Origin of the sequence: Citricoccus sp. CH26A, assembly GCF_000224415.1 — a bacterium.
In the GTDB taxonomy this organism is placed as follows: Bacteria; Actinomycetota; Actinomycetes; order Actinomycetales; family Micrococcaceae; genus Citricoccus.
The window spans coordinates 58,488-79,619 of record NZ_AFXQ01000011.1; the positions used below are offsets into that span (position 1 = coordinate 58,488).

Annotated in this window: 18 protein-coding genes and 1 tRNA gene; 11 read left to right on the forward strand and 8 right to left on the reverse strand. The window is 71.8% G+C overall.

From position 1 onward, the window contains the following. Positions 1–37 precede the first annotated feature (37 nt). Positions 38–889 carry a metal ABC transporter permease gene (locus CITRI_RS0108510; protein WP_040386176.1) on the forward strand — a complete coding sequence of 284 codons (852 nt, stop codon included), beginning with the start codon at positions 38–40 and terminating at the stop codon, positions 887–889. Then, positions 886–1,695 carry a metal ABC transporter ATP-binding protein gene (locus CITRI_RS17015; protein ID WP_010144310.1) on the forward strand — a complete coding sequence of 270 codons (810 nt, stop codon included), beginning with the start codon at positions 886–888 and terminating at the stop codon, positions 1,693–1,695. Before CITRI_RS0108510 ends, CITRI_RS17015 begins: the two co-directional genes overlap by 4 nt. Here CITRI_RS17015 and CITRI_RS0108520 read toward each other — a convergent pair. Next, positions 1,662–2,105 (reverse strand): Fur family transcriptional regulator, encoded by a 444-nt coding sequence (locus tag CITRI_RS0108520; RefSeq protein WP_029139158.1) that lies wholly within the window; start codon positions 2,103–2,105, stop codon positions 1,662–1,664. The two genes, CITRI_RS17015 and CITRI_RS0108520, sit on opposite strands and share 34 nt — an antisense overlap. Positions 2,106–2,284: 179 nt before the next feature. On the opposite strand from CITRI_RS0108520, the gene CITRI_RS0108525 reads away from it, so the two are divergent. The 3 genes from CITRI_RS0108525 to CITRI_RS0108535 all read left to right on the forward strand — a co-directional run bounded on the left by CITRI_RS0108525 (position 2,285) and on the right by CITRI_RS0108535 (position 4,393). Then, on the forward strand, positions 2,285–2,965 hold the full coding sequence (locus CITRI_RS0108525; protein ID WP_010144312.1) for an MBL fold metallo-hydrolase: 681 nt from the start codon (positions 2,285–2,287) through the stop codon (positions 2,963–2,965). Further along, on the forward strand, positions 2,953–3,885 hold the full coding sequence (locus CITRI_RS0108530) for a sulfurtransferase (protein ID WP_010144313.1): 933 nt from the start codon (positions 2,953–2,955) through the stop codon (positions 3,883–3,885). Before CITRI_RS0108525 ends, CITRI_RS0108530 begins: the two co-directional genes overlap by 13 nt. A gap of 79 nt (positions 3,886–3,964) precedes the next feature. Further along, on the forward strand, positions 3,965–4,393 hold the full coding sequence (locus tag CITRI_RS0108535; RefSeq protein ID WP_010144314.1) for an HIT family protein: 429 nt from the start codon (positions 3,965–3,967) through the stop codon (positions 4,391–4,393). 18 nt (positions 4,394–4,411) lie between these two features. Here the strand turns inward: CITRI_RS0108535 and CITRI_RS0108540 are convergent, their stop codons facing one another. Together CITRI_RS0108540 and hrpA are read right to left on the reverse strand one after the other, a co-directional pair. Next, complete coding sequence (locus tag CITRI_RS0108540) at positions 4,412–5,263, reverse strand: Rieske (2Fe-2S) protein (protein WP_029139159.1); 852 nt, start codon at positions 5,261–5,263, stop codon at positions 4,412–4,414. Positions 5,264–5,333: 70 nt separating this feature from the next. Continuing rightward, on the reverse strand, positions 5,334–9,410 hold the full coding sequence (hrpA, locus tag CITRI_RS0108545) for an ATP-dependent RNA helicase HrpA (RefSeq protein WP_010144316.1): 4,077 nt from the start codon (positions 9,408–9,410) through the stop codon (positions 5,334–5,336). 285 nt (positions 9,411–9,695) lie between these two features. On the opposite strand from hrpA, the gene CITRI_RS0108550 reads away from it, so the two are divergent. The 4 genes from CITRI_RS0108550 (at position 9,696) to putP (ending at position 14,243) form a co-directional block, all read left to right on the forward strand. Next, a complete protein-coding gene (locus CITRI_RS0108550; RefSeq protein WP_010144317.1) occupies positions 9,696–10,721 on the forward strand; it encodes an ABC transporter substrate-binding protein in 1,026 nt (341 codons plus the stop codon). 94 nt (positions 10,722–10,815) lie between these two features. Beyond that, positions 10,816–11,805, forward strand: coding sequence for an ABC transporter permease (locus CITRI_RS0108555; RefSeq protein ID WP_010144318.1), 990 nt, complete (start codon positions 10,816–10,818; stop codon positions 11,803–11,805). Beyond that, entirely contained in the window at positions 11,805–12,596 is a 792-nt protein-coding gene (locus CITRI_RS0108560; protein WP_010144319.1) for an ABC transporter ATP-binding protein, read from the forward strand. Before CITRI_RS0108555 ends, CITRI_RS0108560 begins: the two co-directional genes overlap by 1 nt. A 114-nt stretch (positions 12,597–12,710) precedes the next feature. Continuing rightward, complete coding sequence (gene putP / locus CITRI_RS17020) at positions 12,711–14,243, forward strand: sodium/proline symporter PutP (protein WP_010144320.1); 1,533 nt, start codon at positions 12,711–12,713, stop codon at positions 14,241–14,243. A gap of 10 nt (positions 14,244–14,253) precedes the next feature. On the opposite strand, the gene CITRI_RS20495 is transcribed toward putP, so the two are convergent. Genes CITRI_RS20495 through CITRI_RS20405 form a run of 4 tightly spaced genes read right to left on the reverse strand, consistent with a single transcriptional unit; the run spans position 14,254 to position 18,845 of the window. Further along, on the reverse strand, positions 14,254–15,165 hold the full coding sequence (locus CITRI_RS20495; protein WP_010144321.1) for a GNAT family N-acetyltransferase: 912 nt from the start codon (positions 15,163–15,165) through the stop codon (positions 14,254–14,256). A 27-nt stretch (positions 15,166–15,192) separates the two neighbouring features. Beyond that, the gene (locus CITRI_RS0108575; RefSeq protein ID WP_010144324.1) at positions 15,193–16,947 is read right to left on the reverse strand and encodes an alpha-amylase family protein; all 1,755 of its coding nucleotides are present in this window, start codon (positions 16,945–16,947) and stop codon (positions 15,193–15,195) included. Further along, positions 16,944–17,924, reverse strand: coding sequence for a TIGR03885 family FMN-dependent LLM class oxidoreductase (locus tag CITRI_RS0108580; RefSeq protein WP_010144325.1), 981 nt, complete (start codon positions 17,922–17,924; stop codon positions 16,944–16,946). Before CITRI_RS0108580 ends, CITRI_RS0108575 begins: the two co-directional genes overlap by 4 nt. A gap of 54 nt (positions 17,925–17,978) precedes the next feature. After that, positions 17,979–18,845 (reverse strand): enoyl-CoA hydratase-related protein, encoded by an 867-nt coding sequence (locus tag CITRI_RS20405; RefSeq protein ID WP_255347885.1) that lies wholly within the window; start codon positions 18,843–18,845, stop codon positions 17,979–17,981. Here CITRI_RS20405 and CITRI_RS17035 point away from each other — a divergent pair. Beyond that, a complete protein-coding gene (locus tag CITRI_RS17035) occupies positions 18,738–19,229 on the forward strand; it encodes a hotdog fold domain-containing protein (protein ID WP_010144327.1) in 492 nt (163 codons plus the stop codon). The genes CITRI_RS20405 and CITRI_RS17035 overlap by 108 nt on opposite strands. A 12-nt stretch (positions 19,230–19,241) precedes the next feature. On the opposite strand, the gene CITRI_RS0108595 is transcribed toward CITRI_RS17035, so the two are convergent. Beyond that, positions 19,242–19,314, reverse strand: a tRNA-Arg gene (locus tag CITRI_RS0108595). 159 nt (positions 19,315–19,473) lie between these two features. Here CITRI_RS0108595 and argS point away from each other — a divergent pair. Next, positions 19,474–21,129, forward strand: coding sequence for an arginine--tRNA ligase (argS, locus tag CITRI_RS0108600; RefSeq protein WP_010144328.1), 1,656 nt, complete (start codon positions 19,474–19,476; stop codon positions 21,127–21,129). Positions 21,130–21,132: the final 3 nt, after the last annotated feature.

The following is a 21,132-nucleotide window of genomic DNA, read 5'->3' on the forward strand; positions in this document are numbered from 1 at the left end:
CCGCACGGCGCCGCGAGCGGCCAGTAGGGTGGTCGCCGTGGACTGGTTGATCGAGCCCTTCGCCCTGGGATTCCAGCAGCGTGCCCTCGTCGGCGGCCTGGTCGCGGCGCTGATGTGCTCCGTCGTCGGGGTCTGGCTGGTGCTGCGCGGCATGAGCTTCTTCGGCGACGCCTTCGTGCACGGGGTGATCCCCGGCATCGCCGCGGCCGTGGTGGTGGGCTTCTCCCCCTACCTGGGCGCCGCGGTCGCCGCGGCCGCCATGGTCGGCGGGATGCAGCTCGTGTACCGGACCACCACGCTGAAGGAGGACACCTCGATCGGTCTGCTGTTCGTCGGGATGATGGCCCTGGGCGTGGTGATCATCTCCCGGGCCGAGTCCTACACCGGGTCCCTGACGGCCATCCTGTTCGGTGACGCGCTGGGCGTGACCTGGGCGGACATCCGCGTCCAGGCGATCATGGCCGTCGTGGTCATCCTCTTCGCCGTCCTGCTCTACCGCCCGCTGATGGCCCTGTCCTTCTCCCGGGCCAAGTCGGAGTCCCTGGGCATGCACCCGAAGCTGACCCACGCCCTGCTGCTGGTGCTGATCGCGACCGCCGTGATCGGCAGCTTCCAGGCCGTGGGCACCATGCTCGTCTTCGGGCTGCTGGTCGGCCCGCCGGCCACCGCGGCACTCGTGTCCCGGACGGTGCCGGTGATGTTCGCCGTCTCCACCGGCATCGCGGCGGTCTCGGTGGTCGTGGGGCTGGGCCTGAGCTACCACCTGGGCACGGCGGGCTCGGCCACCATGGCCCTGGTGCCCATCGTGCTGTTCTTCATCGTGCTGGCCGTCCGGGAGACCCTGCGCAGGATCCGCCCCGTGCGCCGCGGTGCGGAGGCGACGGCATGAGCGCCGCGTCCCAGGCGCTGGTCGAGGCCCGTGACCTCGTGCTGTCCCACGGGCGTCACGTCGCCCTGCAGGCCTCCACCTTCCGGGTGCCGGTGGGCGGGGTGACGGCCGTGATCGGACCCAACGGGTCCGGCAAGTCCACCCTGCTGCAGGCGATCGCCGGGGTGCTGGAGCCGACATCGGGCACGCTGCGCGTGCTCGGCGGATCCGCCCGCGCCAACCGCCGGCGGATCTCCTACGTCATGCAGTCCGTGGTGTTCCCGGTGGGCACGCCGATGACCGTGCGGGACGTCGTGAGGATGGGCCGCTACCCGTCCCGGGGGTGGCTCCGCCCGTTCTCCCGCGCGGATCGGGCCGCCGTGGCAGAGGCCCTCGAGAAGATGAACGTGACGGACCTGGCCGGCCGGCACCTGGAGGAGCTCTCCGGGGGCCAGCGGCAGCGCGTGTACGTTGCGCAGGGCCTGGCGCAGGGGCACGAGGTGCTCATGCTCGACGAACCGATGACCGGACTGGACATCACCTCGGCCCGGACCATCGACCGCATCATCCACGCCGAGACGGAGCACGGGCACTCCGTGGTGCTGACCACCCACGACCTCGAGGAGGCCGGTGCCGCCGACCACGTGATCCTGGTCAACGGGCGCGTCGTGGCCTCCGGGGCCCCGGCGGAGGTCATGACCCGCAGGAACCTGGAGGACGTCTACGGGCTGGGGTCGCTGCACCGGTCCTCGGCGCCGTTGCTGGTGGACCCGGACTGCGGGCCGGACGACGTTCAGGGGCGCGAGCAGTCGGGGCAGATGCCGTAGATCTCCACGGTGTGCTCCGCATCCGTGAACCCGTGCTCGCTCGCGATCCGTGCGGTCCACCGCTCCACGGCCGGCGCCTCGATCTCCACGGCGCGCCCGCACCGCCGGCACACGAGGTGATGGTGGTGTGTCTGCACCTCGCAGCGCCGGTACAGGGACTCCCCGTCGTCCGGGTTGAGGACGTCCACCAGCCCCTCCTGCTGCTGCTGCTGCAGGATGCGGTAGACGGTGGCGAGGGAGACCTGCTCACCCTGGTCCTTGAGGAGGGCGAACAGGTCCTGGGCGCTGACGAAGTCGCGGAGTTCGTCCAGTGCCCTGTTCACCGCGGTCTTCTGCCGGGTGGACCGTCCCCGGACCGGCCTGGTGGGCTGCGGCGGGGGCGGCGTGGTCGCGTCGGGTCCGGCGTTCATGTCCCGCACAGGCTACCAGCGCCGGGTCCGGCCCGCGTCCTCCGCAGGGCCCGCCCGCCACGGAGTCCTCACCTGCTCGGCGTCCACCCTCGTCGACCCGCGGTTGACCGGGCGGTTCGGCGCCGTTCCGGACGGGTCGAGGACTGACGACCGCCGACGTTCCGGGATAGGCTGGCCGGGTGGAATCGCAGATCGCCCTGACCAAGTTCGGTCACGCGTGTGTCCGGCTGGAGAAGGCCGGTCGGCGCCTGGTCATCGACCCCGGGAACTTCACGGACGTCCCGGTGGCACTGGAGGGCGCCGAGCACGTCCTCGTCACCCACGAGCACGCCGACCACCTCGACGACGGTCCCGTCCTCGACTTCCTCGCGGCGAACCCGGAGGCCACCGTCCGTGCCCCCGCGGCCCCCGCCGCCCGGCTCGCCGGGGCCGCCGGCGCCGCCGGGGTCCCGGCCGAGCGGATCATCGCCACGGGCCCCGGGGAACAGTTCGAGACCGCGGGCTTCGCGGTGCGGACCGTGGGCGGCCAGCACGCCCTCATCCATCCCGAGATCCCCGTGGTCGCCAACACCGGCTACGTCCTCGACGGGCAGGTCTACCACCCCGGGGACAGCTACATCGTCCCCGACGGTCCGGCCCCCCACACCCTCCTGGTCCCGTTGAGCGCCCCGTGGTCCAAGCTGGCCGAGACGGTCGACTTCATCACCGCCGTACGCCCTCGCCAGGCCATCCCCATCCACGACGGGCTGCTCAACGGCCGCGGGCTGCCGATGTACCGCCGTCACGCCACCGCGTTCGCCGAGCGCCACGGGACCACGCTGCTCGTCCTTGAGGAGGGGGAGACCGCGTGGATCGGCTGAACGGCACCGACCCCGTCCTGGTGGACGTCCGGACGGTGGCCGCCTGGCAGGGCCATGCCCCGGCCGGAGCGCAGGCGCCGGACGGACCGCCACGTCCGGGGTTCGTGGCCACGGAGCCGTGTCCGGATCCCGAGGCCCTGAAGGTGTTGGACATCCGGTGGACCGCCCTGGGGTCCCAGAACGGCCACGGCGAGTACCTGCGGGGCCACCTTCCCGGGGCCGTGTACGTGAGCATGGACAGCCAGCTGGCCGGTCACGACAACCCGCGCGAGGGCCGGCACCCGCTGCCGGACCCGGACCGGTTCGGCGACACCGTGCGGATGCTGGGCATCGACGACGGGGACACCGTGGTGGTCTACGACGACGCCCAGGGGACCTCGGCCGCCCGGGCCTGGTGGCTGCTGCGGCACGTGGGCCTGGACCGCACCTACCTGCTCGACGGTGGCCTGGCGGCCTGGCGGGAGGCCGGGCTGCCGCTGCAGGCGGGGGAGGTGATCCCGCGGCCCGGCAACGCCCGGACCACCTGGGGCAGGATGCCGGTGCTCGACATGGACGCCGCCGCGGGCCTGCCCCGGTCCGGGCTGCTCCTGGACGCCCGGTCCGGCGCCCGCTACCGCGGTGAGGAGGAACCGCTGGACCCCCAGGCCGGACACATCCCCGGTGCCGTCAGCGCCCCCACCGCTCAGAACGTGGACGAGGACGGCCGGTTCCTTCCGGCGGCCGAGCTGGCCGAGCGGTTCCGCGCGCTGGGGGCGGACCGGGACCACCCGGTGGGGGCCTACTGCGGCTCGGGCGTGAACGCCGCCCACGAGGTGGCCGCGCTGAACATCGCGGGCTACCGGGCGGCGCTGTTCCCCGGGTCCTGGTCCGCCTGGTCGAACACGCCGGGCCGTCCGGTCGCCACCGGCGAGCACCCCTGACGGCCCGCCGTGCGGATCCCGCCCCGCAGCCGGCCCCGAACATCCACCCACGCACCACCACGATGGAGGAGTCCACACCATGAGCACCGTCTTCACGCGCATCATCAACGGGGAACTGCCCGGCCGCTTCGTCTGGCAGGACGAGACCTGCGCGGCCTTCCTGTCCATCGGCCCCCTGACGCAGGGCCACACCCTCGTGGTGCCCCGCGCCGAGGTGGACAAGTGGACCGAGGCGGATCCGGGGCTCGTCTCGCACCTGGTCACCGTGGCCCAGGCGATCGGCAAGGTGCAGGTCGAGGCCTTCGGCGCCCAGCGGGCCGGGCTGATGGTCGCCGGTTACGAGATCCCGCACCTGCACGTGCACGTCTGGCCGTCCAACTCCCTCGACGACTTCGACCTGGAGCAGGTGGACAACAGCCCCGAGCCGGAGGACCTGGACGCCGCCGCCGAGAAGATCCGTGCCGGGCTGCGGGTGGCCGGCCACGGGGAGTTCGTCCCCGGGGACTGATGCCCTGGCCGGTACCGGCTAGGGCCGGGCCCGGACCTGGACCCGGCCGTCCCGCACCCGCGCCTCATAGGCCGGCTGGGGGACGCTGGCCGGGCCGCGGACGATGCCCCCGTCCTCCAGCCGGAACGTGCTGCCATGCCAGGGGCAGGTGACGCAGCCGTCGGCGATGGTGCCCTCCTCCAGCGGGCCGCCCATGTGGCTGCAGACGCTGTCCAGCGCGGTGATGCCCTCCGCGTCCCGCACCAGCAGCACGGACACCGGGCCCGCCTGCACCACGCGGTGCGCGCCGGGGGTCAGCTCCGCCGCGTCCAGGACATCGGCCCAGTCCCGGGGGCCCTTCCGCCACGCGGTCCGGTTGACGTTGACGCCCAGGGCGTAGCTGAGGTGCCCACCGAGGTACCCGCCGGCCATGACGGCCCCGAGCCCGGCCAGGCCGAGGAGCTTGCCGGCCGTGCGGGCCCCGCGGCGGCGGGACACGAAGGAGGCCGTGTAGAGGGCCAGGCCGATGTTGACGGAGGCGGCGTGCACCTGGCCCACCCGGCGGGCGGCCCCCTGGGTGTCGGACCAGTCGTTGAGCCCGGTGGCTGCCGTGGGGACGGCGCTCGCCATCCCGGCGGCGACGAGCAGGTCGGCGGCTGGTTCGGACGCCCGCCCTCCCACCAGGTCCAGCAGCGTGGCCATGGACCAGGCCCCGATCGGCAGGTCGGTGAGCAGCGGATGCGCAGGGTGTCCCAGGGCGGTGCCGCTGAGGAGATTGCGTACCGGCCTCGGGCTCACCGCCCGTCCCACCACGGCCGCGGCGGGACGGCCGACCCGGTCCAGTGCCTTCCAGCGCTCCACGCGGCCCATGAGCTCGTCGAGTACCTTCATGGCGGCCAGTGTGGCACCGGCCTCACGACACGGACAAGGGACCGCAGGCCGACCATCGCGGGCCGTCAGGTCAGCCCGTGGCCTGCCTCAGGGCCTGGCGGACGCGCTTCTCGGAGACGGACACGGCGGTGCCGAGGTCCTGGGCGAAGAAGCTGATCCGCAACTCCTCGATCAGCCAACGCACCTCCTCCAGGGCCGCGGGCACCGGCCGGCCGGCCGGGACGGCGGCCACGGCGGCATCGAAGTCGTCCTCGAGGGCCTGGACCACGGCCATGTCCAGGCCGTCGCGCTGCAGGTGCCCGCCGGCCTTGAGCCTCTCGATCCGGCGCAGCATGCCGTCCAGGTAGCGCGGCAGGTGCTGCAGGTGCCGCCATCCCGTGGCCGCCACGAAGCCGGGGACGATGAGCTGGTCCAGCTGGGCCTTGATGTCACTGAGCGCCGGCGCCATCGCCAGGGACACCGAGCCCTTGAGCTCTCGGCGGACCTGGGCGGCCCGGGACAGCACCCTCTCCACGACGGCCGTCACGGCGAACACCGTGTCGATCAGTTCCGCCCGCACGGCGGTGAACAGGCCCTGGAACTCGCCGGTGGTGAAGGGGAGGTCCTCCGGCACCAACCGGTCCACGGCGGCCCGGGTGCAGTCGGCCACCAACTGGTCCACCGAGCCGTGGGGGTTCTGCGTGAAGGTCAGCTTCTCCCGGTTGTCCAGGTGGTCCAGCACGTAGCGCTGCGGGCTCGGGACCTGGGCGAGCAGCAGGTTCACGACGCCGGCCCGGTGGGCGGCGCGCTGGTCCGCCTCGGTGCGGAACACGGTCAGCCCGGCCGCCGGGGAACCGTCCGCCAGGGTCTCGGCGGTCAGCCCCGGATACCCGGTGATGCGCTGCGTCCCGGACCCCGCGGCGATCGTGGTGTCCAGCTTCCGGGGGATGTCCCCGACGTCCCACGTGGTCATGCCGTGGCGTTCGGCCAGGGCGGGCACCGCGGGCCGGGCCGGTCGTTCCTGCCCACCGCCCGGCGTCGTGCCCCGGCCGGTCCCGGCGCGACCGCCCGCCCCGGGGACGGCGCCGGGGGAGGGGGCACCGCCGCCGGGCCCTGCCGCGGGGCTGCCGGCGGCCCGCGCCAGCGACTCGGCGATGGCCGTGCGGTTCTGGCCGGCCAGCCGGTCCTGCAGGGCCGCCAGGTCCTGGCCGGCGCCGATCACCGCACCGCGGCCGTCGACCACCCGGTAGTCGGGTACCAGGTGCGGCGGCACCGCTGAGAGGTCCCAGGACCCCGGCGGGACGACGAAGCCCTTGAGCCGGCGCAACGCCAGCTCCAGCGCGGGCAGGAGGTCGTCGACCTGGGGGTCGGCGTCCTGCCCCAGGCGCTCGACGGCGGCCCGGGCCACGTCCGGGGCAGGCACGAAGTTCTTCCGCACGGCCTTGGGCAGCGACTTGATCAGCGCGGTCACCAGTTCCACGCGCAGCCCCGGGACCAGCCACCGGAAGCGCTCCGGGTCCATCTGGTTGAGCATCAGGACCGGGATGATGACCGTGATGCCGTCCGGTTCGCCCGTGGTGGTGGCCGGGTTGAAGTCGTAGGACAGTTCCAGGTCGATCCCGCCACCGGCCGTGGGGTGGTGGAAGGCGGTGGGGAACTGGCCGGTGTCCAGCTCGTCGGTGTCCACCGCCAGCAGGGACTGCGGGTCGAAGTCGAGCAGTTCCGGACTCCGGTGACGGGCCTTCTTCCACCAGGAGTCGAAGTGCCGTTCGGAGACGACCGTCGTGGGGATCCGGGCGTCGTAGAACTCGAACAGGTCCTGGTCCGAGACGCGCAGGTCGCGCCGGCGCAACCGCGTCTCCAGTTCCTCGACCTCGGCCAGGGCCTGGCGGTTGCGGGCGAAGAAGTGGTGGCGGGTCTTCCAGTCACCCTCCACCAGCGCGTGCCGGATGAACAGCTCGCGGGACAGGACCGGGTCGATCCTCCAGAACTGCACCGGGCGGTCGGGGACGAGGGTGACCCCGAACAGCGTGACCTTCTCCCGGGCCACCACGGAACCGGAGCGGCGGGACCAGTGCGGCTCGTTGTAGGTGCGCTTGGCCAGGGCCCCGGCCGCCTCCACCGCCCAGTCCGGATCGATCCTCGCCACCATCCGCGCCCAGAGCCGCGAGGTCTCCACCAGTTCGGCCGCCATGACGAAGGCGTGGCGCTTCTTGAACAGGGCCGAACCGGGGAACACGGCGAACCGGGTGTTCCGGGCGCCAGCGTACTCGCGCTTGCGCTCGTCCCAGGAACCGATGTGGGACAGCAGCCCGGACAGCAGCGACCGGTGGACGGCCTCGTGCTGTCCCACCGGGTCCACCGGGCCGGGCGAGACCGAGATGCCCAGGGGCCTGGCCAGCTGGCGCAATTGCTGGACCAGGTCCTGCCACTCGCGCACCCGCAGGTAGTTGATGTACTCGCTGCGGCACATCCTGCGGAACTGGTTGCCGGAGAGTTCCTTCTGGCGCTCGCGCAGGTAGGACCACAGGTTCAGCAGCGCGGAGAAGTCCGAGTTCTCGTCCCTGAACCGGGCGTGCTGCTCATCGGCCTGGGCCCGCTGCTCGGTGGGGCGTTCCCGGGGGTCCTGGATGGTCAGGGCCGCGGCCAGGACCATGACCTCGCGCACGCAGCCGCGCTCGCCGGCCTCGACGATCATCCGCCCCAGGCGCGGGTCCACGGGCAGCCGCGCCAGCTTCCGCCCCACCGGCGTGATCGTGCCCTTGGGATAGGCCTTGCCCCGTGCGTCGGGCTGGCCGCTGTTCAGCGCCCCGAGCTCGGTGAGCACCGCGGCGCCGTCGGTGACCTGGCGGGAGTCCGGGGCCTGCAGGAACGGGAAGTCCCCGACGTCGGCCGGGGTGCGCGCCACGCCCATCGAGCACATCTGCAGGATGACCGCGGAGAGGTTGGTGCGCAGGATCTCCGGGTCGGTGAACTCCGGCCGGGAGGCGAAGTCCTCCTCGGAGTACAGGCGGATCGCGATGCCGTCCGAGGTGCGCCCGCACCGGCCCGAGCGCTGGTTGGCGCTGGCCTGGCTGATCCGCTCGATCGGCAGTCGCTGGACCTTGGTTCGGTGGGAATACCGGGAGATCCGCGCGGTGCCGGTGTCGATGACGTACTTGATGCCCGGCACGGTCAGGGAGGTCTCGGCGACGTTCGTGGCCAGGATGATCCGCCGGCGCCCACCGGGGGAGAAGACCCGGTGCTGCTCGGCCATGGACAACCGACCGTACAGGGGCAGCACCTCCGTGTTCCCCAGCCGCCGGTTGGCCGCGACGCGCGGGGCCAGGGCCTCGGCGGCATCGCGGATCTCCCGCTCGCCGGAGAAGAACACCAGGATGTCGCCGGGGGCCTCCCGGGAGAGCTCGTCGACGGCGTCGCACACCGCGTCCACCGGGTCCCGTGCGTCCTCGTCATCGTCCGCGTCGTCGTCCGGATCGTCCTGCGGCCGGGGCTGGTCCAGGGGCCGGTAGCGGATCTCGACCGGGTAGGTGCGCCCGGAGACCTCGATGATCGGGGCCGGCACCGGCGCGTCACCGGGCGCGGCGTCCGGGGCCGGCAGGGCGAAGTGCGCGGCGAAGGACTCCGGGTCGATCGTGGCGGAGGTGATGACCACGCGCAGGTCCGGCCGTTCGGGCAGGACCCGCTTGAGGTAGCCCAGCAGCACGTCGATGTTCAGGCTGCGCTCGTGGGCCTCGTCGATGATGATGGCGGCGTACTTCGACAACAGCCGGTCGTGCTGGATCTCCGCCAGCAGGATGCCGTCCGTCATGACCTTCACCCGGGTGTCCGCCGAGGTCTCGGCGGTGAACCGGACCTGGTAGCCCACGTCGGTGCCGATCGGGGTGCCGAGCTCGTGGGCGATGCGCTCGGCCACGGACCGTGCCGCCAGCCGGCGCGGCTGGGTGTGCCCGATCATGCCGGTGCCGGACACGGCCGGCTCATCCGGGTCCAGGGACAGCTCCAGGAGCATCTTGGGCAGCTGGGTGGTCTTGCCCGAACCGGTCTCCCCGGCCACGATGACCACCTGGTGGTTCCGGATGGCATCCTTGATGGTGTCCCGCTCGGCCGAGACCGGCAACTGCGGCGGGTACTCGAGGCGGACGGTGGCGGCGGGGGACTGGGACATGGCACCGGCCAGTCTAGTCGCCGGGACGGCCGGAGCACGGCCTGTCTGCGGCGGGCCGCCCGGTGGACCAGATGTCCTGATCCGGACGGCTTCTCCCCGGCGATGAGAACGAAAGGTCTGCCGATCCGCGCCCCTGGGACGGGATTTTCCACGGAGAGGGCGCGTTGTGGTGCATTGTGTTGCGCGTCACGTCTATTCTTAGCTTCCAACGTCCCCGGTCATCCCACCCGACGGCGCAGCCTGCGTCCATCCGCCGGGGACCGCGGCATGGAAAGGACCATCATCATGATTCGCACCCACAAGGCCCGCACCGGGCTTCGTGCCGGGGCCCTGCTGGCCGTCTCCGCCCTCGCACTGACCGCCTGCGGCGGTTCCGGCAACGGCGGGGAGGCCACGGCAGGCGGCGGCGAGGGCACCGAGGCCGATGCCCAGTCGTACAACATCGCCATCTCCCAGTTCGTCACCCACCCCTCCCTGGACGCCGCCCGCAAGGGCTTCGAGGAGGGGCTCGAGGAGGCCGGGCTGGACGTCACCCTCGACGTGCAGAACGCCCAGGGTGACCAGGCCACCGCGAACACCATCGCCGGCACCTTCGCCTCGGCCGAGCCCGACCTGATCCTGGCCGTCGCGACTCCCTCGGCCCTGACCGTGGCCCAGGCGGTCAGCGACATCCCGGTGCTGTTCACCGCCGTGACGGATCCGGTGACCGCCAAGCTCGTGGACTCCCTCGAGGCCCCGGGTGCGAACGTCACGGGCACCTCGGACGCCAACCCCGTGCTGGAGCAGTTGCAGCTGCTCAAGGAACTAGCCCCCGAGGCCAAGCGGGTGGGTGTCGTCTACTCCTCCGGTGAGGTCAACTCGGAGGTCCAGGTCGAGTGGGCCAAGGAGGCCGCCGGCGAGCTGGGCATGGAGATCGTCGAGGCCACCGTCTCGAACTCCTCCGAGGTGCAGCAGGCCGCCAACTCCCTGGACGTGGACGCGTTCTACGTCCCGACCGACAACGCCGTGGTCTCCGCCCTCGAGTCCCTGCTGGGCGTGGCCCAGAACCAGAAGATCCCGGTCATCGCGGCCGAGGGCGACTCGGTGGAGCGCGGGGCCGTGGCCACCTACGGCCTGAACTACGAGAAGCTGGGCGCCCAGACCGCCGAGATGGCCGTGCGCATCCTCACCGAGGACGCCGACCCCGCCACCATGCCGGTCGAGACCCCCACCGAGCTGGAGCTCTACGTCAACCCGAAGGCCGCCGAGGCCATGGGTGTGGAGATCCCCCAGTCGATGCTCGACGAGGCCGACCACACGGTCGGCGAGTAACCGCGCCGCCCGGCGCCCCTCACCTCCCACGACGCGGTGCCGCCCCGGCCCAGACCGGGGCGGCACCTCCTGAAACTGCCGCATTGGAGCTGTCATGACGACCGCCATCGAGCTCGGTCTGATCTACGCCATCATGGCCCTGGGGGTCTACCTGACCTTCCGCATCCTCGACTTCCCCGACCTGACCGTGGACGGCTCGTTCACGACCGGCGCCGCCGTCGCCGCGATCTCGATCACCAACGGGATCAATCCCATCATGGCGATCCTCATGGCCTTCGTGGCCGGGCTGATCGCCGGCGTCATCACCGGCCTGCTCAACACCAAGGGCCGCATCAACGGCCTGCTGGCCGGCATCCTGACCCAGATCGGCCTGTACTCGATCAACCTGCGCATCATGGGCAAGGCCAACGTCCCCCTGCTCGGGGAGGACACGGCGATCACCCCGCTGCGGGAGGCCGGCGTCCTCGGCGGCCCGGTCGGCATCGCCGCCTTCACCCTGCTGGCCGTGGTGCTGGCACTGGTGCTGGTGTGGTTCCTGCACACGGACACCGGACTGGCCATGCAGGCCACGGGTGACAACGAGAAGATGATCCGCTCCTTCGGGGTGAACACGGACAACCAGAAGATCCTTGGGCTCGCCCTGTCCAACGGCCTCGTGGGCATGTGCGGTGCGGTGATCGCCCAGTACCAGGGCTTCGCCGACATCGGCATGGGCATCGGCCTCATCCTGGCCGGACTGGCCTCGGTCATCATCGGCCAGGCCATCTTCGGACAGCGCACCATCCTGATCGCGGCGCTGGCCGTGGTGGTCGGCTCCGTGCTCTATCGCGTGGTCATCCAGCTGTCCCTCGAGGTCGGCCTGAACCCGAACGACATGAAGCTGGTCTCGGCCATCCTGGTGATCCTGGCCCTGGTCGTGCCGCAGCTGCCGTTCTTCAAGCGCCGCCGCAGGACCCGGGTCCGCAAGGGTGAACCCGACGCCGTGCTGGAGACCCCGGGCGCTCCCGCGCTCGCCACCGGTGCCCCGGGCACGGGTTCCTTCACGGGTGCCGCCACGACGACGACCGAACAGGGAGATCGCTGATGCTGACCATTTCCTCCGTCTCCAAGACCTTCTTCGCCGGGACCGTCAATGAGCGTCGCGCGCTGCGCGGCGTGGACCTGCACCTGGCCGAGGGCGACTTCGTGACCGTGATCGGCTCCAACGGGGCCGGCAAGTCCACCGTGCTGAACATCGTCTCCGGGGACCTGTTCCCGGACGAGGGGACGGTGACCATCGACGGCCGGGACGTCACGAAGCTGCAGGACCACCAGCGCGCCGCCTTCGTCGGCCGGGTGTTCCAGGATCCGATGGCCGGCACCGCGCCGCACCTGACGATCGAGGAGAACATGGCCATCGCCGACCGCCGCGGCAGGCCGCGGCGGCTGGCCACGGGTGTCACCCGGTCCAAGCGCAGCCGCTTCGCGGACGAGCTCGCGACCCTGGAACTGGGCCTGGAGAACCGGCTCAAGGCCAAGGTGGGACTGCTCTCCGGCGGCCAGCGCCAGGCCCTGAGCCTGCTGATGGCGACCTTCTCGGACCCGAAGATCCTGCTGCTCGACGAGCACACCGCCGCCCTGGACCCCCAGCGGGCCGATCTGGTCACCCGGCTGACCCGCCAGGTGGTCGAGGACAAGGGGTTGACCACGCTCATGGTCACCCACAACATGGAGCAGGCCCTGCGGGTCGGCAACCGGCTCATCATGATGCACGAGGGCCAGATCATCCTCGACCTCACCGAGGAGGAGAAGCGGGGCCGGACGGTGAAGGACCTGCTGGGCGAGTTCGAGAAGATCAAGGGCGCCACGATCGACGACAAGACCCTGTTGCAGTAAGACCCACGTCGGCGCGGGCGGCTGGCCCTCGGCGGGAATTCGTGGCATGGTGACCCATCGCACCCTGCCGTCGAGGTCCCCCGGCCGTCTCGCGCCGACGGGGACGAGGAGAACATGGACTACGCCTACAAGCTCATCGCGATCGGGCTGTACTTCGCGGCCATGCTGGCCATCGGGTTCTACGCAGCCCGGAAGAACACCGACCTGGACGACTACATGCTGGCCGGACGCAGGATGCGTCCCAGCGTCGCAGCCCTGTCCGCGGGGGCCTCGGACATGTCCGGCTGGCTGCTGCTCGGCCTGCCCGGTGCGATCTACGCCGCGGGCCTCGTCGAGGCGTGGATTGCCATCGGCCTGACGATCGGGGCCTGGCTGAACTGGCGGTTCGTGGCCCCGCGGTTGCGCGCCTACACCGAGGTGGCCCGCAACTCCATCACGATCCCCTCCTTCCTGGAGAACCGGTTCCGTGACCGCACCCGGGTGCTCCGGATCGTGGCGGGGCTCATCATCCTGGTCTTCTTCACCTTCTACGTCTCCTCCGGCATGGCGGCGGGCGGCAAGTTCTTCGAGTCCTCGTTCGGGTCCACCTACCTCTTCGGCATGCTGCTCGTGGCTGGGATCACCGTCGTCTACACCCTCTTCGGCGGTTTCCTGGGCGCCTCGCTGACCGACGTGGTCCAGGGACTGATGATGCTGGCGGCCCTGGTCGCGGTGCCGGTCGTGGCGATCATCGAGCTGGGCGGCTGGGGCGAGGTGGTCTCCTCCATCCAGGCGGCCGACGCGTCACTGGCGGAGGGTGGCAACCGGTTGTCCTTCTTCGCCAACGCCACCTGGGTGGGGATCGTCTCCGCCCTGGCCTGGGGGCTGGGGTACTTCGGCCAGCCGCACATCATCGTCCGGTTCATGGCCCTGCGCTCGGCGAAGGACGCCGTGGTCGGCCGGCGGATCGGCATCGCCTGGATGGCGATCTGCGCCCTGGGGGCCGTCCTGACCGCCTTGGTCGGCATCGCCTACGTCCAGGCGAATCCCGGCCTGACCCTCGAGGACCCCGAGACGGTCTTCCTGGCCCTGTCCCAGGTCCTGTTCCACCCCTTCGTGGCCGGCCTCGTGCTGGCCGCGGTGCTGGCGGCCGTCATGTCCACCATCTCCTCGCAGCTGATCGTGTGCTCCTCGGCCCTGGTGGAGGACCTGTACAAGATCGTGGGCCGGGAGGCGAGCCCCCGGAGCGGGCTGTGGCTCGGCCGGGGCGGCGTCGTCGTCGTGTCCGTCGTGGCCCTGCTGCTGGCCCTGGACCCCGAGTCCAGCGTGCTGGAACTGGTCGCGTTCGCCTGGGCCGGTTTCGGGGCCTCGTTCGGACCGATCGTGATCCTGTCCCTGTTCTGGCGGCGCTTCAACACCTGGGGCGCCCTGACCGCGCTCGTGGTCGGTGCCGCCACCGTCTTCTGGTGGGGCAACATGCCGGACGATGCCTGGGGTGGGGCCTTCGCCCTGTACGAGATCGTTCCCGGTTTCGTGCTCGCGGCCCTTGCGGGCATCGGGGTCTCCCTGGCCACCTACCGCGGCGACCCGGAGATCGACGCGGAGTTCGACGAGGCCGTGGCCGTGTCCCGGGGTGCCGACATCACCGCCCCGACGGCCACCGTCTAGGCTCCCGGGGTCAGGACGCCGCGCCGCGGGACGGTGCGGTGTCCCGGGCGGGCCGTGGACCGCGGTAACCGCGCAGGGCCGCGTCCTGGCGCATCCCCAGGGACAGGTACAGCTGCTGCGCGGCGGCGCGGGACTCGCGCACCGTGAGGTGGACGAGTTCCGGTGAGCCCTCCGCGAGCAGCAGCCGGACCAGGTCCGTGACCACGTGCCGGCCCACGCCGCGGCGGCGCGCCGACGGGTCGACGGCGGTGAAGTCCACGTACGCCGAGCCGTCGTCCTGGATCCGCCCCGAGGCATAGCCGAGCAGCCGGCCGTCCGACGCCTCGGCGACCACCGTGCGGTGGACGGTGAGCAACTGGTCCACGGTGGCGTAGGCCTCGCCGAACTCGGGTTCGTGCAGCCGGGCCAATGCGGCCCGGTCTGTCGGCACCGCCGGCCGGACCGTCACGGCCTGGAGCGGTTCGGGCGGGATCCAGCCGGCGGCCTCGTCGGCAGCCACCACCAGGGCGAGACTCGTCTCCGTCGGGGCGAGTCCCAGCCGATCCGCCACCGCGGCCATCGCCGTGTTGGCCACGTGCCCGCACAGTTCGAACCGGTGGATGGTCGGGGGCACCTGCTCCACCGCCGCCATGACCAGGCCGGGACCGTGCGCCCGCACGGCGTCCGGGGCGCCCCAGGGGCCGTGCACCCACGCCAGGGAGGGTTCCTCGTCCCATTCCACGGCGACGGCGGCCCGGAGCCGCCCCTGCTCCATCACGGCCCGCATGGTCTGCAGCCACGGCTGCCCCAACCCCTCGAGCTCGGCCTCGACGCCGGCCGGGTCCTCTCCGAGGAACGCCGTGCCCGTGGCGGGGTGCTGCTGGCAGGACACGATGAAGTCCAATGCGGCCGTCCGGTCGCTGAAGGGCTGTGGCGCGGTCATGGGGGTGCTCCCGTCGACGGAGGTTGTTCAGCTGAGGCGGTGGTCCTGGGGATGGCCGGCCCGCAGCCACCGGTAGCCGTAGCCGTCCAGGCGCACCTCCACGGCGCCGTCGGCAGCGACGACGAGGTCGTCTCCGCCCAGCAGGTCGAGCAGCGGCCGGCCCGAGAGGCCGTCGGCCGTGCCGTGCCCGCCGGTCAGGTCCACCCGAACCGACTTCGCACCGGCGGAGAGGTTGTGCAACATCAGCGTGGACAGCGGCACCTCGCCACCTCGGCCCCCGGGGCCGTGCCCGGGACCGCCCCAGGACAACCGGTGCGCCAGCACCGATTCCGTGGAGTCCGCGGGTGCTCCGGCGGCGGAGTGCTCGAGGATCTCCAGGTCCCCCCAGCCGATCTCCGGGGACCGGCGGTAGGCGTGGATGAGCCGGCGGATGTGGTGGTACAGGGAGTCCGGGTCCTTCCGGGCCTGCAGGGCGTTGACGTGTTCCGGACCGTAGGCCCCGGTCACGGGGCGGGCGGCCAACCGCGAGGGGGCCGCCGTGGAGAAGCCGCCGTTGCGGCCGGGATCCCATTGCATCGGCGTCCGGACGGACTGCCGTCCCGGGGCGTCCAGGTCCTCGCCCATCCCGAGTTCCTCGCCGTAGAACAGCACGGGCGAACCCGGCATCGAGAACAGCAGGGAGTAGGCCAGGCGCAGCCGGCGTGGATCGCCCTCCAGCATCGGTGGCAGGCGCCGCTTCAGGCCGCGGCCGTAGACCTGCATCGCCGGATCCGGGCCGAACGCCGCGAAGACCTCCTCCCTCTCGCTGTCGCTGAGCTTGTCCAGGGTCAGCTCGTCGTGGTTGCGCAGGAACGTCGCCCACTGGTTGTCCGGGTCCAGTCGCGGTCGCCGGGCCAGGGTCCTCGCCAGCGGACGCGCGTCGGCCCGGGCCAGGGAGAGGTAGGTGTACTGCATGGAGAGGAAGTCGAACATCATGGTCAACTCGTCGCCGTCCCGGCCCCCGAAGAACTCCCGCTGTGCGGCGAACGGCAGGTTGACCTCGCCGAGCAGCACCGAGTCGCCCTTCCGGCGGTGGGTGAAGGAGCGCAGGTCCCGCAGGATCTCGTGCGGATCCTCGGGCCCCAGGGCACCGTCCGCGGGAGGGGTCTCCAGGAAGTAGGGGACGGCATCGATCCGGAACCCGTCGACGCCGAGCTCGAGCCAGAACCCCATGGCCTTGGCGAGCTCGTCCCGCACGCGGGGGTTCATGACGTTCAGGTCGGGCTGGTGCCGGTAGAACCGGTGCAGGTACCACTGCCCGGACTTCTCGTCCCGCGTCCAGATCGACTCCTCCTGGTCCGGGAAGACCACCTCGTGGGAGGTGTCCGGCGGCGGGTCCTGCCGCCACACGTAGTAGTCGCGGTACGGGGAGTCCTTCGACCGCAGGGCCGCGCGGAACCAGGGATGGCGGTCCGAGGTGTGGTTGACCAGGAAGTCGACGATGACCCGCATGCCCCGGTCCCGGGCGGCGCGGAGGAACTCGACCAGGTCACCGTGGTCGCCCAGCCTCGGGTGGACGCCGTAGAAGTCGGTGACGTCGTAACCGTCGTCCCGTCCGGGGGAGGGGTAGAAGGGCATCAGCCACAGGCAGGTGACCCCGAGCTCCTGGAGGTAGTCGATCCGGTCGGTCAAACCCTCGAAGTCGCCGGTCCCGTCCCCGTCCGCGTCCATGAACGTCTCCACGTCCAGGCAGTAGAAGACGGCGTTCTTCCACCACAGGTCCGAGGTCTGCGCCGACCTCATGGGCTTGCGTCCGCCGTCAGGCCGGCCAGGGCCGGCAGGACCTCACGGCCGAACGTCTCGATGAACGGACCCTGGTCCTGGGCCACGCAGTGCAGGTACACCTCGTCGAACCCGAGCCCGGCGTACTCGGCGAGCCGCTCCACGTGCCAGCGGGGATCGGCGGAGACGTCCACCGCCTGGGTCACCTCGTCCAGCCCGGCCCCGGCCGAGGCCGCCTCGAAGTCCTCCGTCCGGGCCAGGTCCGCCAGCTGATGACGGGGGACCGTGTTGGACCGCCACTGGTCCACGGCGATCCGTTCGGCCTCGGCACGGGTCGGGGCCCAGGACAGGTGGACCTGCAGCACCGCCGGCCCGGTTCCCCCCTGCCCGCGGTAGGCCTCCAGGACCGTCCTGAGGTCGTCGAGGGGCTGGTTGACGGTGATGAGACCGTCGGCCCAGGCCGCGGAGCGCGCGGCGGTCTCCGGGCTCAGCGCGGGCGTGATGAGCGGGACCGGCGCCGGCGGCAGGTCCCAGAGCCTCGCCTGCGCCACGGTGATCCGGCCCCGGTGGTCCACGGTCTCACCCCGGTGCAGGTGGCGGATCACCTCGACGCACTCCTCGAGACGCAGCTGCCGGTCCTCCTTGTCCGGCCACGGCTCACCGGTGACGTGCTCGTTGAGGTTCTCCCCGCTGCCGGGGGCCATCCAGAACCGTCCGGGGAACATCTGCGCGAGCGTCGCGGATGCCTGGGCGAGGATCACCGGGTGGTAGCGCTGGCCGGGGGCGGTCACCACCCCCATGCGCATCCCGGTGCCGGCCAGGGCGGCACCGAGCCAGGACCACGCGAAACCCGAGTGCCCCTGTCGTCGGGACCAGGGGGCGAGGTGGTCCGAGCACATCGCGGCCGCGAAGCCCGCGCGCTCGGCGGCGTGGACGTCCTGGAGCAGCCGGCGCGGAGAGGCCTGCTCGTGGCTGGCATGGAATCCGAAGACGGTCACGGTCCCGTGGTCTCCCTCAGGGGTCGTCGGGCGTTCGGGGCACTGCGGTCACCCTCATCCTCGCGGCTTGTCCCGGGACAGTACAGCCCCGGGTGTCCAGCGGGCCCGGGGCCCGTACCCGGCACGGCTCCGGGAGCGGGCGGCCCGCTGCGCGCGGCGGGTGTTGGACAGCAGCAGCCGCCGCAGCTGCGCCCGGCGCTCGCGGGCGAATGTCCGGCTGGTCGACCCCGCCGCGGACTGGTTCAACAGCAGCTTCGCCGCGGCCAGGGCATCCGGGGAGCGATCGGCGAGCCGGCCGGCCAGGTCGAGGGCGGCGGACAGCGGGTCATCGTGGACCTCGGCGGCCAGCCCCAGCCGCCGGGCCTGGCTGCCGTCGATCACCTCGCCGGTCATCACGAGTCGCTTGATGACGTCGAGCCCCGCCAGCTCGGCCAGCGTCCGGGTCCCGGTCATGTCCGGGACGATGCCCCACCTCGATTCCATGACCGACCACCGTGCACCGGGCGTGGTCATCCGGAAGTCGGCCGCCAGCGCGATCTGCAGTCCGCCGCCGTAGCAGTGCCCATGGACGGTGGCGATCACCGGGACGGGCAGCCGCCGCCAGGCCCAGGCGGCCTCCTGGAAGAGGTTCGTGCCGCGGAACGGCCTGGGGAGGAACGCGGCTGCCAGCCGGCCCGGGGCCGCGAGCGTGGTCGGGACGTCGAGTCCGGAGCGGGGACTGTCACGACAGCGCGGGGGGAGCCGGAGCGGGGTCTGGTCATGGCCTGATGCTAGACCGTGGTGGGCGTCACCTGATACCCGTAGTATCGGGTAATGACCTCGACGCTCTCGCTCTACCGGCGCCTCTCCGTCCTGCCGGGCGGCCGGCGGCTGTTCACCGCCGCGTTCTGTCGCCGTGCGCCGTACTTCGCCTCGGCGCACCTCGACGTGCAGGCCATGGCGACGCACTACGGGGAGGTGACGGTGCCGTTGCGGCGCTCGACGCAGAACCACATCGGCACCGTCCATGCGATCGCGGTCTGCAACGGCCTGGAGGCGGCGATGGGCCTGCTCGCCGAGGCCACCGTGCCTCCCGGGATGCGATGGCTGCCGAAGGGCATGGAGGTGGAGTACCTGGCCGCGGCGGACTCGGGGGTGACGTGCGTCGCCGAGAGCAGCACGGCGGACTGGGACGGGGCCCCGGACGTGCCGGTGGCGGTGACGGCCACGAGGGAGGACGGCAGGGAGGTGGTGCGCGGGACCATCCGGCTGTGGGTCACCCCGGTGCCGGGGGAATCGTCGGCGCGGAGGAGCGCCCGACGATGAGGAGGAAGAGGGTGCCCCCGGCAGGATTCGAACCTGCGGCCTTCTGCTCCGGAGGCAGACGCTCTATCCCCTGAGCTACGGAGGCGGGGGTCTCGCGGCCGGTGGGGCCGAACGGGACTTCACAACCCTATCGCATCCGGGGCCAACAGAAGAAATCGCGCCCGGTCGGGCGCTGTGCGCCCCGTCAGGTCACGCGGGTCGCCGGTTTCGCGGCGGCCGCCTGCGCGACATTAGACTGTCCCGGGTGACCCCCGAAGACCTTTCCACAGCCCTGGCCGCCTGCCTGCAGGACGCCGTCGACTCCGGCGAGATCGCCGTCGAGATCCCGGCGCAGGTGAAGGTCGAACGACCGAAGAACCGCGAGCACGGGGACTGGGCCACGAACGTCGCCATGCAGCTGGGCAAGAAGGCGGGCATGGCCCCCCGTGACCTCGCGGCCCTGCTCGTCCGGCGCCTGGAGCAGGTGCCTGGTGTCGCCGGCGTGGACATCGCCGGGCCGGGTTTCCTGAACATCACGCTGGACGCCGCCGCCGCCGGCGAGCTGGCCCGGACCATCGTCGAGGCCGGTGCCGACTACGGCAGGAACTCGGCCCTGACCGGCCACGTGGTCAACATGGAGTTCGTCTCGGCGAACCCGACCGGGCCGCTGCACATCGGCCACACCCGCTGGGCGGCCCTGGGCGATGCCATCGCCCGGTTGCTGCACGCCTCGGGGGCGGAGCTGACCGCCGAGTACTACATCAACGACGCCGGCAACCAGATGAACGTGTTCGCCCAGTCGGTCTACAACCGGCTGCACGGCCTGCCGGTCCCGGAGGGCGGCTACCCGGGGGAGTACATCCAGGACCTCGCCCACCAGGTCCTGTCCGACCACCCGGACATCCGGACGGTGAACGAGCAGGCGGCGCTGCCCATCATCCGCGAGTCCGCCTACCGGCACCAGATGCAGGACATCCGCACCACCCTGGCCGACTTCGGCGTGCACTTCGACGTCTGGTTCTCCGAGAAGCAGTTGCACGAGTCCGGGGCGATCGAGAACGCGGTGGCCCGGTTGCGCGAGCTCGGCCACATCGAGGACCGTGACGGCGCCGTCTGGCTGCGCACCACCGACTTCGGCGACGACAAGGACCGCGTGCTCATCCGCGCCAACGGCGAGCCGACCTACTTCGCCGCCGACGCCGCCTACTACCTGTCCAAGAAGGACCGCGGCTTCACCGAGAAGATCTACCTGCTCGGTGCCGACCACCACGGGTACGTGGGCCGGCTCAAGGCCATCGCCGCGTGCGCCGGGGATGATCCGGGCCGCAACATCGAGGTGCTGATCGGCCAGCTGATCTCCGTCAACGGGGCCAAGCTGTCCAAGCGCGCCGGCAACATCATCGAGCTCAAGGACCTGGTGTCCTGGCTCGGTGCCGATGCCCTGCGCTATTCGCTGGCCCGGTACCCCGCGGACTCGCCGATCACCATCGACCCGGAGATCCTCACCTCCCGGACCAACGACAATCCGGTGTTCTACGTCCAGTACGCGCACGCCCGGACCCGGGGAGCGGCACGCACGGCGGTGGCCGCCGGCGTCGACCGCTCCGCCTTCGACGCGTCCCTGCTGACCCACGCCACCGAGTCGGACCTGCTGGCCCGGCTCGGCGAATTCCCCTCGGTGGTCGCCCAGGCCGCCGAATTCCGCGAACCCCACCGGGTGGCACGCCACCTGGAGGTCATCGCCGGGGCCTACCACTCCTGGTACGGCGCCTGCCGCATCGTCCCGGTGACCTCCCGGGAGGGCACGCCCGGGGAGATCACGGACCTGAACCGCACCCGCCTGTGGCTGAACGAGGCCACCTCCCAGGTGCTCGCCAACGGACTGGGACTGCTGGGCGTCAGCGCCCCGGAGAGGATGTGAGGA